This is a genomic window from Nocardioides sp. 616, assembly GCF_002930065.1.
GTDB lineage: Bacteria > Actinomycetota > Actinomycetes > Propionibacteriales > Nocardioidaceae > Nocardioides > Nocardioides houyundeii.
The window spans coordinates 50,415-64,330 of the sequence record NZ_POAG01000017.1 but is presented as its reverse complement, the minus strand read 5'-3'; the positions used below and the strand labels follow the sequence as shown (position 1 = coordinate 64,330).

Here is a 13,916-nt window from a genome sequence, read left to right as displayed (position 1 = left end):
CCGGACGGCGACCCGGCACCGAGCCGCTACCGCAGCAGTGCGTCGAGAAGTTGCCACGGCCGACCGTCGACCACGTCGGTGCCCCTGCTCACGAACCGGTTGACAGCGCACGCGGGCCGCAGCGTCCCTGCCAGCACGGGGCCGTCGGCCAGGACGAGTTCGGGACGACTGATGACTCCCGCGAACGGGTTCTGCCACTCCCCCCAGAGCGTGAAGTCGCCGGAGAGCGGGACCAGTGCAGCCCCGCCGCACGCGCCCGCGCGTGAGGAGACCGCGAGGTTCAGCCGGTTCTCGGCCGCTCGCTCGAGCAGCAGGAGGTCCAGGTCGTGCGGCTCGGCCACCGCGAACGGAACGGCCACCACATCAGCGTCGGCCAACGCGGCCAGCCGGAAGGTCTCCGGGTAGAGCGCGTCGTCACCGACCACCACGGCGAGCCGACCCCACGGCGTCGTGTACACCTCGACACCATCATCGAGGACGGCCGCGCTGGGAAGCTCGCCGTGCCGGCTGCTGCTGTGGAGCTGCGGTTGCACGGAGACGATGCCGTCGGCGGAGACCACCACGCCCACGTGGCTGCCGTCCGCGTCGAGCACCGAGGTCACCACGAGGGTGGCCGTGCCGCTCAGTGCTCGGGCCAGCACATCGGGAGCCAGGGCCGGATCGGCCGCGGAACTGGCAAGGCCCTCGGCGTGGGCGGCCAGCTCGGGCAGCACGACGAGCTCGGCACCGTCGGCGATCGCAGCTCCCAGCAGGGAGGCGATGTCATCCCCGGTGCCGGGCGAGAGCACGACCGCCCGGATCTCCTCGGCACCGGCCGGAGCGCGACGCCCGTGCGGCTCGTCGGCCAGACTGGCGTAGATCTTCGGGCGCCGGCCGGCCATCACGTCGGTGCCGTCGGGACGTGCCTTGTCGTCTGCAGCGCTCACGTCGATGTCCGCGATGACCACGGCCTCACCGGCGAGTGGACCGATCGCCACCACGGTGCCGTCGGGAGCCACGATCTGACTCTCCCCGGCGCCGTGCAGCCGGTCCACCGGCACGCCCACCTGAGCGGCCACCTTCTCGATGCTGTGCTCGGGGACCAGAGGCCCGACCTTGTTGGCGGCGACCACCCAGACCTTGTTCTCCGCAGCGCGCACCGGGACGTGCAGGGAGGCCTCGTCCAGAGCGAAGGAGTTGAGACTGTTCAGCAGGAGCTGCGCCCCCTCGACGGCGAGCGTGCGCGGGGTCTCGAAGATCACGCCGTCCATGCACGAGTACATGCCGATTCGCCCGACTGAGGTCTCGATGACGCCGGCACGGTCGACGGCCGGGTCGATGTGGTCGCGCTCGGAGCCCATCAGCACCTGCTTGTCGTTCACTGCGAGCACTGCGCCGTCGGGCCCGAAGAGGATGTTGCTGCCCGTCACCCGGCCGTCCTCGCGGACCAGGGTCACGTTGGCCATGAGGTGGATCGAGTGCTCGCTCGCCTTCGCCGCCAGGGCCCGGACGAAGTCACCGTCCAGGAGCTGGGCGCGGCTACGCGCATGCTCGCGGTCGGCGTACCAGGACACGTGGTTGCCGAACTCGGGCAGGACCACGAGCGCCGCACCCTGCGCCACAGCGCTGTCGATCATCCGGAGCGCGGTCTCGAGGTTCGCCTCGATGTCCTCGCCCACGGCGTACTGCACGGCAGCAACGCGCAACATACCCCTGCACCTCAATCTATATATCTTGTACGATTGCGCGCATCCTACCGCCACCAGCGGTGCCGAGCAGAGGAGTTTCCGTTGACGGACACCCAGCCAGACGACCCCCTGCTCACGACGGGCGGTCAGGTGCAGCTGCAGGTACACGCTCGCGGGGAGGAGGTGGCGGTCGACCTCGACCGCGACGCGCCCTTCGGTTGGTGGCCGGCAATCGCGATCGCACTGGTCGCCTTCATCGACCGGGTCGAGATCAACCTGATCGCCGGTGCACTCCCCGTGATCCAGGACCACTTCGGCTTCAGTGACACCGTCGGCGGCCTGATCCCGACCGCAGCGAGCATCGCCGCAGCAGCTCTGCTGCTGCCGGCCGGACGACTCGCAGACCGGGCACCTCGGGTGGCAACCGTCGTGATCGTCGTGCTGATCTGGTCGATCTGCTCGGTCCTCAGCGGACTCGCCACCACGTTCGCGATGTTCTTCCTCGTCCGGATCGCGATCGGGGCCGCGGGCCAGCTCTACAACCCGCCAGCGTCCAGCCTGCTGGCCGACTACTACCCCAACCGCAGCCGCGGGAAGGCATTCGGCTTCGAGCGCGCCGGCTACTACATGGGCCTGCCCGCGGGCGTGATCGTCGGAGGCGCCGTGGCCGAGGCCCTGGACTGGCGTGCGGTCTTCTTCATCGCCGCGGTGCCGGGCGTGGTGATCGCAGCCCTCATGCTCACCGTCAAGGAGCCGGTCCGCGGCCTCGGAGACACCATCGACCGGCTGCGTGCCCAGCGCACCGGCACCGCCGTGCCCGCGACCGAGCCGCACCTGGACCTCTCCGCCTCGAGCTCGACCCTCGTCGCCGACGCCAAGGAGCTGCTCCGGATCAGGACTCTGCGCGGCGTGATCCTCGCCCAGGCGATGCTGGCCCTCGGTGTGGCAGGCCTCTTCTACTGGCTGCCCACGTTCCTGGAGCGCCTCGAGGATCTCGACACCGACACCGCTTCCGGTCTGGCTGGCGGAGTGGGTGGAACCGGTATCTTGATCGGCATCATCATCGGTTCCCGCCTGGGCGACCGGCACGAGACGAACGGGTGGCGGATCAAGCTCTCCACCGTCTGCCTGCTGGTCGGCGCGGTGGGTCTCAGCATGGCCGTCCTGCTGCCTGGCGTCGGTCTGCGGATGGCGATGGTCGCCCTGGCCTGCGCCGGCTTCGCCGGCGCCATGCCCAACCTCACCGCGGCCGCCGCGAATGTCGTGCCGTCCGCGAACCGCGGCATGGGCTTCGCCCTGCTGCAGTTCCTGACCACCCTGGGCGGCGCCTTCGGACCGCTCCTGGTCGGTGCGATGTCGGACGTCACCGGCTGGATCGGCTACGGGATGCTCTTCCTCATCCCACCGCTGTTCGCCTCCGTGGTCATCCTCTGGCGGGTGCGCGGGTTCTACGACGTGGACGCGGCCAAGGCCTCCGCCTCGCTTCCCGCCTAGCTCAGTAGTTGTGCACGAGCGCCGGTCCCGCGACGTCGGGGACCGGCGATCCTGCAGGCACGTGGGCCCAACGGCGCGCCTGGGGCCAGAGCACGTCCACGTCGCCGGTGAAGACCTCACCGGCCGCCGAGGCGATCGCTCGCAGCGTCCCGACGAGCCCGTCCCGGGGACCGCGGTGCAGCGTCTCATCGGCCTGGACGACCTCGATCGCCCCAGCTTCCGACGCCTCGCCGTCGGCCCAGCCGCCGCCTGCCCCGGAGAACCACACCAGGGCCCTGGTCCCCTCCGTGGTGGAGGTCGCGGATCGCGTCGCGTGCGGCTCCACCACGAGCACCTGGCCGACCTCGCAGGTCAGACCGCTGATCTTGAGCGAACCCGACAGGAGCACCATCTCCTCCCCCGCCGGCTGGTGGCCGGTGCCCTCCCGGCTCCACCCGTCGGGGAACTGCACCATCACGGTGCGGGTCCCGGCGGCCGGGTCGGCGCCGAGCATCACGATGCCGGCCGGCTGGTCCGCGCCGGCGATCGCGTGCTGGCCCCAGGTCAGCTGGTCCGAGTCGAGATCGACGACGCTCACGTGCTGTGTCATGGCTGCTCCTGGAAGGTCGAGAGGTAGGCGAGGACGTCGGCCTCGGAGACCACGTCGGCGTACTTGGCATCGAGGTCGAACAGGTTCTGGTCGTGAGCCGCCGCCTCGCGGTCACCGCAGGCCTCGCGGACCACCAGCGGGCGGAATCCGTGCTGGAGCGCGTCGAGAGTCGTGGCGCGGACGCACCCACTGGTGGAGAAGCCGAGGACGATCGTGGTGTCGGCACCCATGGTGCGCAGCGTGGAGGCCAGGCTGGTGCCGAAGAACGCAGAGGCGTACTGCTTGGTCACCATCACCTCGCCGGGCTGGGGCGCCGGATCATCGGGGCACTCGATCCACTCCGACCCCTCCTCGAACGCCACCAACCCGGGCACCTTGACCGCGAACCAGCCCGCATCCCGGCCTCCCGGGGCGAGCACGACCCTGGTGAACACCACCGGCCGTCGTGCAGCACGAGCCGCCTCGACCACGCGGGCCGCGCTGGCCCGAGCCGCCTCGAAGCGCCCGTGCCCGTCGGTGAACGGGCCGTCGGCCAGGTAGGCCCGGCAGACGTCGACGACCACGACGGCTGGGTTGCTCCCGGGCCCGATCCTGCTCGCGAACCCCACGGAGGCGTAGTCCTGCGTCCGCTCAGCGTCCGCCGCTCGCTCGCCCATCGGTCAGATCACGCCGCGCTCGGCGAGCCCGGACCGTTGCTCCGCGCTGAGCCCGAGCAGGTCGCCGTAGACCTCGTCGTTGTGGGCACCCAGGGCCGGGCCGGTCCACCTGATCGAGCCAGGTGTGGCCGAGAGCTTCGGCACCACGTTCTGCATGCGCAGCTGCCCGAAGTTGTCGTCGGGAACCTGGATGATCGCCTCGCGAGCCTGGAAGTGGGGATCGCGGATCATGTCCTCGGCCTTGTAGATCCGGCCGGCCGGGACCCCGCCCTCGTGCAGGAGCTTGAGAAGCGTGTCGGCGTCGTAGCGGCCCGTCCACTCGCCGATGTGGTCGTCGAGCTCCTGCTGGCGCTCACCACGGCCGACGTGGTCGGCGTAGACGCTGTCGCCAGCCGACAGCTCGGGCTCACCCATCAGCTGGGCGAGGCGCGCGAAGACGGAGTCCTGGTTGGCCGCGATCAGGATCATCTGACCATCCGAGGTCGGGTAGACGTTGGAAGGTGCGACGTTCGGCAGGATCGCCCCGGTGCGCTCGCGCTGATACTTCTGCACGTCCCACTCGGTGATGGTCGACTCCATCATCGCCAGCACTGCCTCGTAGATCGCACTGTCCACGACCTGGCCCTCGCCGGTGACGTCACGGTGCCGCAGCGCCGCAAGGGCGCCGATGCAGGCGTGCATCGCGGCGAGTGAGTCGCCGATGGAGATCCCGGTGCGCGAAGGCTGCCGGTCGGGCTCGCCGGTGACGTAGCGCAGTCCGCCCATCGCCTCACCGATCGAGCCGTAGCCGGCGCGTGAGGAGTAGGGACCGGTCTGGCCGTAGCCGGAGACCCGGACCAGGATGATCCGCGGGTTCACCTCACGCAGACGCTCGTAGCTCAGGTTCCACTTCTCCAGGGTGCCGGCGCGGAAGTTCTCCACCACGATGTCGGCGGTCTCGACGAGCCTGAGGAAGAGCTTCTGCCCCTCCTCCTCACGGAGGTTCAAGGTGACCGAGCGCTTGTTCCGCCCCACCACGGGCCACCAGAGGTACGCACCGTCCACGCTCTCCCGACCCCACTGGCGCATCGGGTCCCCCACGCCCGGCGGCTCGACCTTGATGACGTCTGCACCCTGGTCGCCCATCAACGTGGCGGCGAACGGCCCGGCCAGCAGCTGACCCGCCTCGATCACGCGCACCCCGGACAGGGACCCCATTGCTTCCATGGCACTCTTCATTCCGCGATCATATATTCGATATTGTGATGCTCGGCAGTCATCTTTCGAGGAGTGGGCAGTGATCACACAAGGGCGTCAGGCAGGTCCACCCCAGGTGGAGATCGTCGAGGTGTCGCCTCGTGACGGCCTGCAGAACGAGAAGCGGGTGCTGTCCACCGAGACCAAGGCCGAGCTCGTGCGTCGCAGCGTGGCCGCCGGTATCCGGCGCATCGAGGTCACCGCGTTCGCCCGCCCCGACCGGGTGCCCCAGATGGCCGACGCCGAGGCCCTGCTCTCCGAGCTGCGCGACGAGCCCGACCTGAGCCGGATCGGACTGGTGCTCAACCGTCGCGGCCTCGACCGCGCCATCGCCGCGGGGTGTGACGAGGTGACCGCCGTGGTCGTCGCCTCCGACGGCCTGGCGCTGCGCAACCAGGGCGCGGACACTGCAGCGCAGGTGAAGGCCTGGCACGAGATCGCGGCCGACGCCCGGTCCGCCGGGCTCAAGACGAGCGTGATCATTGCGGCGGCGTTCGGCTGTCCGTTCGACGGCGAGGTCTCCACCGAGCGGGTGGTCGAGGTCGCGCGCGGCTGTCTCGACGGCGCGCCCGACGAGCTGGCCATCGCCGACACCATCGGCGTCGGCGTCCCCGCCCAGGTGACCGCACTCGTCTCCGCACTGCGTTCCCTGAACGTGAGCGTGCCTCTGCGCGCGCACTTCCACAACACCCGGAACACCGGATACGCGAACGCGGTCGCTGCGGTCGCTTCGGGCATCTCGGTGCTGGACGCCTCCGCCGGGGGCATCGGCGGCTGCCCGTTCGCGCCCGGCGCCACCGGCAACATCGCTACCGAGGACCTGCTCTACCTGCTGGCCCGCAGCGGCATCCGGGTGAACTCCCACCGTCTGGACGGAGCGGAGATCGACGCCACCCAGGTCGCCGCGACCGGCACCTGGATCTCCGAGCAGCTCGGGCTCCCCCAGGCGCCGGCCATGCTCGGCCGCGCCGGCTGGTTCCCATCCGCCTGACCCCCCACCCAGACGTACCCGCGAAGACCCACCCGCGAGACCAGGAGTTGCAGATGGCAGTCCAGACCGGCGGAGCACCGCTGTCGATCGTCAGCGGCCTGCGCGAGTACGCCGCCGCGACTCCGCGCGCCACTGCGGTGATCGACGGCGACAGGCGGCTCACGTTCGCCCAGACCCACGAACGCTCCAGCCGCCTCAGCCAGCACCTGATCTCGATGGGCCTGACCCCCGGCGACCGGGTCGCGGTGCTCCTGGGCAACCGCCTGGAATACCCCGAGGTCGCGGCGGGCATCGCCAAGGCCGGGCTGGTGATGGTGCCGCTGAATCCGAGGCTGACCCCTGCGGAGGCGGCGAACATCCTGGAACACAGCGGTGCTCGCATCGTCGTGCTGGACGACGCGCTCGCGCCCATCGTCGCCGACGTGGTCAACGAGCGCGGGCTGGCCTGCCTGAGCCTGGACGGGTCCAGCCTCGGCAAGGAGTACGAGGACGCGCTGGCCTCGGCCTCCGCGATCGACCCCGCGGTCGCCGTCGGTGAGCACGACCCGTTCTGCATCACCTACACCTCGGGGACGACCGGTCGCCCGAAGGGTGTGGTCATCTCGCACCGGAGCCGGGCGCTGACCTTCATGATGAGCGCGCTGGAGTGGGGGCTCGCCAACGGCAGGGTCTCCGCCGCGGTGGCCCCGATGTACCACGGCGCGGGTTTCGCCTTCGGCTACGCACCGGTGCACACCGGCGGCACGGTCAGCATGCTGAACCGCTGGGATCCGCTGGCCTTCCTGGACCTGGTCGAGAAGGACGGCGTCCAGTCCGCGTTCCTGGTCCCCACCCACGCCCAGGGCCTGCGCGCCCTCGCCGACGAGGCGTTCGCGAGTCGCGACCTGTCCAGCCTCGACACCCTGTACTTCAACGCCGCGGCGCTCCCCTGGGAGCTCAAGCAGTGGGTGATGGAGCGGTTCCCGGCGTGCGGGGTGCACGAGCTCTACGGCTCGACCGAGTCCGGCATCATCACCAACCTGCGCCCGGTGCACATGCGGGAGCGGCCCGGTTCGGTCGGCCATCCGTGGTACCTCACCGAGGTGCGCCTCGTGGACGAGGCTGGCTGCGAGGTCGGCCCCGGGGAGCCCGGTGAGCTGTTCAGCCGCTCGCCGTACCTGATGAACGGCTATCTCGATGACGACGAGGCCACCGCCGCCTGCACCACCGAGGACGGGTTCGTGACCTGCGGTGACATCGCGGTGCGCGACGCGGACGGCTTCATCTCCATCGTGGACCGGAAGAAGGACCTGATCATCTCCGGCGGCACCAACGTGTACCCGAGGGAGATCGAGGAGGTGCTCGCCGGACACGCCAGCGTGCTGGAGAGCGCCGTGGTCGGCGAGCCGGACCAGACGTGGGGCGAGACGGTGGTGGCGCACGTCGTCCTGGCACCGGGCGCCACCCTGGATCCCGAGACGCTCGAGGAACATTGCCGCGCGCGCCTGGCTGGCTACAAGGTGCCCCGGCGCTGGTACCGGGCCGACGCGCTGCCCCGCAACGCGGGCGGCAAGGTCGTCAAACGCGACCTGAGGCCCCCGGCCTGAAAGACCTCTCGCCAGCCAAGACACGGACGTGTTCCTGGGTCACGACTTGTGTTTAGATATCATATATACCCCAACTAGCTACGGAGGATTCGTGCGACCCCATGTGGAACTGATCCAGGAAGACGACTACGTCTGGCACGCCGCCGAGCTGCCCGGCGGCGAGGGCCGCGCCAGCGAGCGCCGGCTCTCGGTTGACGAGGAGGACGGCTCGTCCTCCCTGCGAGTCGACTTCCACACCGAATGGGGCCGCGGGCCCGGAATCCACCACGCCAACACCGAGTACTACGTGCTCGAGGGCGAGATCGACTACGGCGGCCGCAAGATCGGCAAGGGCGGCTACGTCTACGCCCCGAAGGGCGTGCCCAACGACTACCTGCGGATCGCCGAGGGCACGAAGCTCCTGCACTACCGCGAGTACGGCGACGCCGGCTTCGACGCGGTCGACTCGCTCGCCGGCGCCACCCCCTGGGCGGATTCGCGCGAGGAGGTCATCGTCATCGACTCCGAGGCGATGACCTGGGACGCCGTACCCAACCCCGGCCCGATGCCGGGGCTCTTCATCAAGTACCTCCACGTCGACCCGACCACGGGGTTCTACACCCGGCTGGTCCACGCACAGGAGGGCTGGGCCGACCACCGCCTGGCCCACCACCCCTGCTACGAGGAGGCCTACACGACCCAGGGCCACATGGAGTACAACTTCGGCACCCTCGACCTGGGCACCTACTTCTTCCGCCCCGCGCGGGTCAAGCACGGCCACTTCACCACGATGGAGGGCGGCGCCACCTGGCTGCTGCGCTCGGATGGCGAGCTGGCCAACTGGTACACCCAGAACGAGTGGGTGCGCTGGGGCGGCGAGGGCGTCAACTACGGGCCCGAGGGCCTGGACGACAGCCCGCACCCCGCCCTCCCCTGGTCGAGCTCCACCCACGACCTGGCGCAGCCCTGGCGCACCGACGAGGACATGCGCCAGCTGACCGCCTCGTGGCAGTTCCAGAAGGACCAGGGCCGCTACGACACCCCCGTCAGGCACCACGGCGCCGGCGCCGACCGCTCCGCGATCGCGATCGCCAAGGCGCTCGACGCCTTCAATCTCCAGGGCGGTCACGGCGGGCACGAGGGTCACTCGCACGACCACGATCACGATCACGATCACGATCACGACCACTCGCACGAGCACGGTGCTGACCACTCGCACGGCGACCAGTCCGACGTCGAGCCGACCCGCGAGTCGATCAACCTCGACTGGGGCTGGAGTGGCGCTGCCACCGAGCACGCCGACGAGCGCACCGACGCCGGCGCCCACAACTGGGGCCAGGGCCGGCCCTGGAAGAAGGGCGACCCGATCCCCGCACCCATCATCTCCAGCCTCCCGGTGCGCAGCCGCTCCCGCGGGCGCTGGGACGGCGACGGGATGTGAGGTGGAGGTAGCCCACGGCCTCAACGGACACACCCTGGCGATCCTGCTGCACATCCTGCTCTTCGTGTACTGGCTCGGGGGCGACCTCGGCGTCTACTACGCGAGCCGGTTCATCATCAAGCCGGAGCTGCAGCCGGAGAGCCGGGCGATCGCCGCGAAGATCATGGTCGGCTGCGACATGGCGCCACGCGTGTCGCTGATCCTGTTCGGCGCCAGCGGCCTGACGTTGATGTTCTACGGGCCGCTCGGGGACGAGTTCTTCCTGACCGGCTGGATGCTGGCGCTGGCATGGGTCGGCACGCTCAGCTGGCTGACCGTCTCGCTGCTCGAGGCCCGCGGCGGCGACAGCCGCCGCGGGCACGTCTACCACCGGGCCGACCTCTACGTGCGCTGGCTGCTCTCGTTGGCACTGGTCGCGGTGGGGGCCTACGCGCTGGTGGCGGCCGAGCCCTTCGGGGTCGAGACCAACCCGAAGTGGCTCGGCGGCAAGGTGCTCGCCTACGGCCTGTGCGTCTTCTGCGGAGTGATGATTCGCCGGGCCCTGCGCCCGTTCGGCCCCGCCTTCGGGGCCTTGCTGACGACCGGCTCGACCCCAGAGGTCGAAGACGGCATCCAGGGCTCGATCCGTCGGAGCGAGCCCTGGGTGTACGGCATCTGGGCCATGGTCGTGCTGGCGGCGGTGCTGGGCGTGATCAAGCCCGGCACCGCCGCCTTCTGAGGAGCCCCCAAGAGCCCTCAGACGTCGGTGGGCATCATGTTCGTGCCGCTCTTCATCCGCTCCCGGAAGCTGCCGGTGGGAAACTCACGATCCTTGAGCTTCTCCATGAAGCCGCGCAGCGTCCGGGAGCCGTAGGCCGGCGCGACATGGTCCACCACCGACCAGTACTTGGCGGCCTCGAGGTAGAACGCCACCGGCTCCAGCTTCTTGACGACCTTGCCAAGGCGGGTGAGTCGGGCGATCTTCTTGTCCCACGTCGCCATCGCGACCACGTCCCAGTCCGGTTCACGTCCGGTGATGTCGAACATCATCTGACCGGCTTCCTTGAGGGTCACCACGTTGTCGGGGACCCAGGGACCGCCCACCGGGAGGACGCGGCCCAGCGCGTCACTGTCGAGGACCTGGTTGACGATGAACTCGGCGAGATCCTCGCGAGCGATCGGGTTGACCACGCTGTACTCGCCATGGTCGAAGATGCGGTACTTCTCGCCGTTCTTGACATCACCGAAGGTCATCGACAGGTAGGGGTAATAGGCGGTCGGCCGGATGATCGTCCAGGGCAGCGATCCATGGTGCTGGCCGATCAGCTCGCCCTCGACCTGCAGCTTGTAGACCTGCGGGATGAGCTCGGGACGATAGGCACCGAAGTCGCTGATGTGGATGAACTGCTGGACCTGGTGCTCGACGGACGCCTTGATGCCATTGACCACAGCCTCGTGGTCGACCAGACGACATTCCTCGGCATCGTTGGGGCGCCGGCCGCTCAGCAGCGAGATCACCACCGCCGTGGGTGACGCGGCAACCGCGTCGGCCACGTCCCCGGCGCGGGTGGGGTCACCCACCACGACCTCGACGCCGGCGAACTCGGCGTCGTTCTTCACCTCCGCGGAGCGGGCCAGCACCGCGGCCGGGTAGCCACGGGCCACGAGCTCGGGCAGCAGCGCGCGGCCGATGTATCCGGTACCTCCCAGCACGAGGACCCGCTCGCCCGCGCCGAGACCGCGTGGCCCGGTGACGTAGGTCTGGGAGTCGGTGGTGAGCAAACGGTCGAGGAGCTCGCGGCTGTGCTGCTGCGCGGCGTCCACATCAAGGTTGGTTATCGTGCTGAATGCCATGTATAGATCATATATTGCATTGCCTGTGCCGCGCCATGATGTGCTCAGGCGGCGGAGGACTTTCGCACAGCGGAGTCCTCGAACTGCACGAACGCCTTGCCCGCCAGCACCGGAGCAATGCTCTCCTTGACCACCGCCACGTGAGCCGGGTGCGTCCGGTAGGACTCCCAGTCCGCCTGAGAGTCGAAGCGCATGTGGAAGCGCAGGCTGGCGTTTCCCTCACTCAGCCCGGCATCACCGACGACCTCGGCCTCCGCCAAGCCCGGGATCCGTCCTGGCAGGGCGAGCAGGCCCGCGGCGATGGCCTCGACCTGGGCGTCGGTGACGTCGGCGGACAGGGTGAGGTGACCTACGTGGTTGAACATCTTCAGATCCGATCTGGCTCAGTGGAACTGGAACTCGGTCGAGTGGAGCTTGGTTCAGGGCAGCACTGGTTCAGTGCAGCTCGAGCAGCGAGCCGTGGCCCTGGAACTTGTCCTGGATCCCGTTGACGCGGAACGCGTGCCACACCGTGGCGGCGTTGATCGCGATGACCGGCTTGCCGAGCTCGCGCTCGAGCTCCGCAGCGACCGCGATGCACTCCAGGTTGGTGCCGCACTGGATCAGCGCGTCGACGTCCGGCCCGTCCACGGAGAGGAAGGCCCGCCGCAGGTCCTCGGGGGTCTCGTCGGCGATGGACGTGGCGCTCTCCGAGCAGAGACCGGTGATCGCGGCGACGTCGTAGCCCAGCTCGGTGAAGTAGGCGACGACCTGCTCGTCCCCCACCGGCTGGTACGGCGTGACCACGCCGATCCGCTTCGCGCCGAACGCCTTGAGGGCCTCCCCCGCCGCGGTGGCGCCGGTCGTCACCTCAAGACCCGTCAGGTCCCGCACTCCCTGCTCGAACGCCGCATTGCCGACGACACCGCCCCAGAAGGTCTCGGCCGACATGCCCATCACGATGTAGTCCGGCTTGCAGGTCATCACCGTCTCCAGGGCAGCCGGCATCGCCTCGTTGAGGCACTCACGGAAGGCACCGAAGGCGTCGGCCGAGTCCAGCGCGGGCGCCTTGATCATGATGCGGCCGGTATGCCAGGAGCAGTCCTGAGGACGGAGGTGGTGAACCTCCCGCTCAACCGAGGTGTTGGTGGAGGGCAGGACCAGGGCGAACCGGATCCCCTTGGTGCCAGGGGCAGCGGTCAGAGCACCCTGAACTGGGGCAAACGTCATGGCGCACTCCTGGTGTGCATCCGGGGGTCGAAGCATCGACGCGAAGGGATCAAGGTCACGGTTTGGTCACATTCCGTTCTTAGATCATATGCCATATATCATCATGCGCTTGTCATCCCTAGGTTGCCATGAGATGCGGACCCCTGCCGCGTCACGAACCTCGGAGAGCTCATGAAGAAGCAGATGAAGGCAGTCTTCGCAGGACTGATGGCCGCCGGCACCATGGCCAGCGGGCTGATCGCACTCGCCCCCGGCGTCCAAGCCGCCGCCCCAGTGGCGTGCAACAACTACTCCTCCTCCACCAGCTCCTGTGTGAACACCCAGATCGTGGTCGACGGTGCCAGCCACAGCGCCGACTGGTATCTGCCTTCCGGCAGCGCCTCCGCGCTGATGGTCCTCAACCACGGCTTCAGCCGTGGCTGCGGCAACCTGCGCGGCACCAGCAAGGCGATCGCCGAGAAGGGCGTGATGGTCCTGTGCGTCAACGGCGACATGACTGCTGGCAACCCGGAGCTCGCCGCTGCACTCGGTGACCTCATGACTCAACGCGCGCTCACTCCCCCGGCGGGCAAGCCCCTGCCGCGGCGCTACGTCGTCGGCGGCCACTCGGCCGGCGGCCACTTCGCCAGCGAGCTGGGCAGCCGGCTCGACGCCAACGGCTACAACAACTTTGCCGGCGCGATCCTCTTCGACCCGGTCGCGGCCGGCGGCTTCACCGCGAACCTGCAGGCCATCTCTGACGGCGGCAAGCGTCCCGTGCTCGCCGTGACCGCCCGCCCCAGCGTCACCAACCTCTTCAACAACTCCGCGGAGGCCCTGATAGGACTGGCGAACCCTTACGTCGGCATCCAGCTGGTGTGGAGCAAGTACACCCTCGGCATCCCGACGGGCGGCAGCTGCCACATCGACGTCGAGGGTGAGAACACCGATGCCATCGGCGTCATCGGCGCTGGCTGCTCGGCCAACGCGACCCAGACTGCGCGACTGCGGGACTTCGGCTCCTCCTGGGCCAAGGACCTGGCGACCGGCAGCCGCACGTCGGCCTACTACTGCACCGACGCAGCCGTGGTCTCGACCTGCGGCACCAAGGTGAAGGAGCTCGTCGACCGGAGCCTGCCCCTCGCGGCGCCGATCCGCTGAGTCCCTCGGGCCCCTTGACCAGACCTGCTCAAGGGGCCCGATGAGCCCGCACATGAGCTGAACTCGATCTCGTCGAACATCCTCGTCGGTCTCGA

General features: G+C 69.2%; 13 protein-coding genes. 6 read left to right on the top strand and 7 right to left on the bottom strand.

Features of this window, described 5'->3' with window-relative positions; translation table 11 throughout:
• Positions 1 to 26 precede the first annotated feature (26 nt).
• Positions 27 to 1,688, bottom strand: a complete 1,662-nt coding sequence (locus tag C5H89_RS06765; protein WP_104106280.1) for a nitrilase-related carbon-nitrogen hydrolase — start codon at positions 1,686 to 1,688, stop codon at positions 27 to 29.
• An 81-nt stretch (positions 1,689 to 1,769) separates the two neighbouring features.
• On the opposite strand from C5H89_RS06765, the gene C5H89_RS06760 reads away from it, so the two are divergent.
• Positions 1,770 to 3,161 carry an MFS transporter gene (locus C5H89_RS06760; RefSeq protein WP_162799265.1) on the top strand — a complete coding sequence of 464 codons (1,392 nt, stop codon included), beginning with the start codon at positions 1,770 to 1,772 and terminating at the stop codon, positions 3,159 to 3,161.
• Between the two features lies 1 nt (position 3,162).
• Here the strand turns inward: C5H89_RS06760 and C5H89_RS06755 are convergent, their stop codons facing one another.
• The 3 genes from C5H89_RS06755 to C5H89_RS06745 are packed head-to-tail and all read right to left on the bottom strand — an operon-like array spanning position 3,163 to position 5,624.
• On the bottom strand, positions 3,163 to 3,750 hold the full coding sequence (locus tag C5H89_RS06755; RefSeq protein WP_162799264.1) for a hypothetical protein: 588 nt from the start codon (positions 3,748 to 3,750) through the stop codon (positions 3,163 to 3,165).
• The gene (locus C5H89_RS06750) at positions 3,747 to 4,406 is read right to left on the bottom strand and encodes an isochorismatase family protein (RefSeq protein WP_104106278.1); all 660 of its coding nucleotides are present in this window, start codon (positions 4,404 to 4,406) and stop codon (positions 3,747 to 3,749) included. Before C5H89_RS06750 ends, C5H89_RS06755 begins: the two co-directional genes overlap by 4 nt.
• Positions 4,407 to 4,409: 3 nt before the next feature.
• Positions 4,410 to 5,624 carry a CoA transferase gene (locus tag C5H89_RS06745; RefSeq protein WP_240181745.1) on the bottom strand — a complete coding sequence of 405 codons (1,215 nt, stop codon included), beginning with the start codon at positions 5,622 to 5,624 and terminating at the stop codon, positions 4,410 to 4,412.
• Between the two features lie 58 nt (positions 5,625 to 5,682).
• Here C5H89_RS06745 and C5H89_RS06740 point away from each other — a divergent pair, with 58 nt between their 5' ends.
• The 4 genes from C5H89_RS06740 (at position 5,683) to C5H89_RS06725 (ending at position 10,357) form a co-directional block, all read left to right on the top strand.
• Positions 5,683 to 6,633, top strand: a complete 951-nt coding sequence (locus C5H89_RS06740; protein ID WP_205304904.1) for a hydroxymethylglutaryl-CoA lyase — start codon at positions 5,683 to 5,685, stop codon at positions 6,631 to 6,633.
• Between the two features lie 53 nt (positions 6,634 to 6,686).
• Positions 6,687 to 8,219: an AMP-binding protein gene (locus C5H89_RS06735; RefSeq protein WP_104106277.1), complete on the top strand. Its 1,533-nt coding sequence runs from the start codon at positions 6,687 to 6,689 to the stop codon at positions 8,217 to 8,219.
• A gap of 103 nt (positions 8,220 to 8,322) precedes the next feature.
• Positions 8,323 to 9,639: a DUF4437 domain-containing protein gene (locus C5H89_RS06730; RefSeq protein WP_162799263.1), complete on the top strand. Its 1,317-nt coding sequence runs from the start codon at positions 8,323 to 8,325 to the stop codon at positions 9,637 to 9,639.
• 1 nt (position 9,640) lies between these two features.
• Entirely contained in the window at positions 9,641 to 10,357 is a 717-nt protein-coding gene (locus C5H89_RS06725) for a hypothetical protein (RefSeq protein ID WP_104106275.1), read from the top strand.
• Between the two features lie 17 nt (positions 10,358 to 10,374).
• On the opposite strand, the gene C5H89_RS06720 is transcribed toward C5H89_RS06725, so the two are convergent.
• The 3 genes from C5H89_RS06720 to C5H89_RS06710 form a co-directional block, all read right to left on the bottom strand.
• A complete protein-coding gene (locus C5H89_RS06720; RefSeq protein ID WP_104106274.1) occupies positions 10,375 to 11,472 on the bottom strand; it encodes an NAD(P)H-binding protein in 1,098 nt (365 codons plus the stop codon).
• Between the two features lie 44 nt (positions 11,473 to 11,516).
• Entirely contained in the window at positions 11,517 to 11,837 is a 321-nt protein-coding gene (locus C5H89_RS06715) for a Dabb family protein (protein WP_104106273.1), read from the bottom strand.
• A gap of 70 nt (positions 11,838 to 11,907) precedes the next feature.
• Entirely contained in the window at positions 11,908 to 12,681 is a 774-nt protein-coding gene (locus tag C5H89_RS06710) for an arylmalonate decarboxylase (RefSeq protein ID WP_104106272.1), read from the bottom strand.
• A gap of 171 nt (positions 12,682 to 12,852) precedes the next feature.
• Here C5H89_RS06710 and C5H89_RS06705 point away from each other — a divergent pair, with 171 nt between their 5' ends.
• A complete protein-coding gene (locus C5H89_RS06705; protein WP_104106271.1) occupies positions 12,853 to 13,821 on the top strand; it encodes an alpha/beta hydrolase in 969 nt (322 codons plus the stop codon).
• Positions 13,822 to 13,916 lie beyond the last annotated feature (95 nt).

Coding starts and splice junctions, on each gene's coding strand:
- C5H89_RS06705 (WP_104106271.1), top strand. CDS start 12,853: ATGAAGAAGCAGATGAAGGCAGTCTTCGCAGGACTGATGGCCGCCGGC.
- C5H89_RS06765 (WP_104106280.1), bottom strand. CDS start 1,688: ATGTTGCGCGTTGCTGCCGTGCAGTACGCCGTGGGCGAGGACATCGAG.
- C5H89_RS06745 (WP_240181745.1), bottom strand. CDS start 5,624: ATGAAGAGTGCCATGGAAGCAATGGGGTCCCTGTCCGGGGTGCGCGTG.
- C5H89_RS06710 (WP_104106272.1), bottom strand. CDS start 12,681: ATGACGTTTGCCCCAGTTCAGGGTGCTCTGACCGCTGCCCCTGGCACC.
- C5H89_RS06720 (WP_104106274.1), bottom strand. CDS start 11,472: ATGGCATTCAGCACGATAACCAACCTTGATGTGGACGCCGCGCAGCAG.
- C5H89_RS06735 (WP_104106277.1), top strand. CDS start 6,687: ATGGCAGTCCAGACCGGCGGAGCACCGCTGTCGATCGTCAGCGGCCTG.
- C5H89_RS06755 (WP_162799264.1), bottom strand. CDS start 3,750: ATGACACAGCACGTGAGCGTCGTCGATCTCGACTCGGACCAGCTGACC.
- C5H89_RS06715 (WP_104106273.1), bottom strand. CDS start 11,837: ATGTTCAACCACGTAGGTCACCTCACCCTGTCCGCCGACGTCACCGAC.
- C5H89_RS06750 (WP_104106278.1), bottom strand. CDS start 4,406: ATGGGCGAGCGAGCGGCGGACGCTGAGCGGACGCAGGACTACGCCTCC.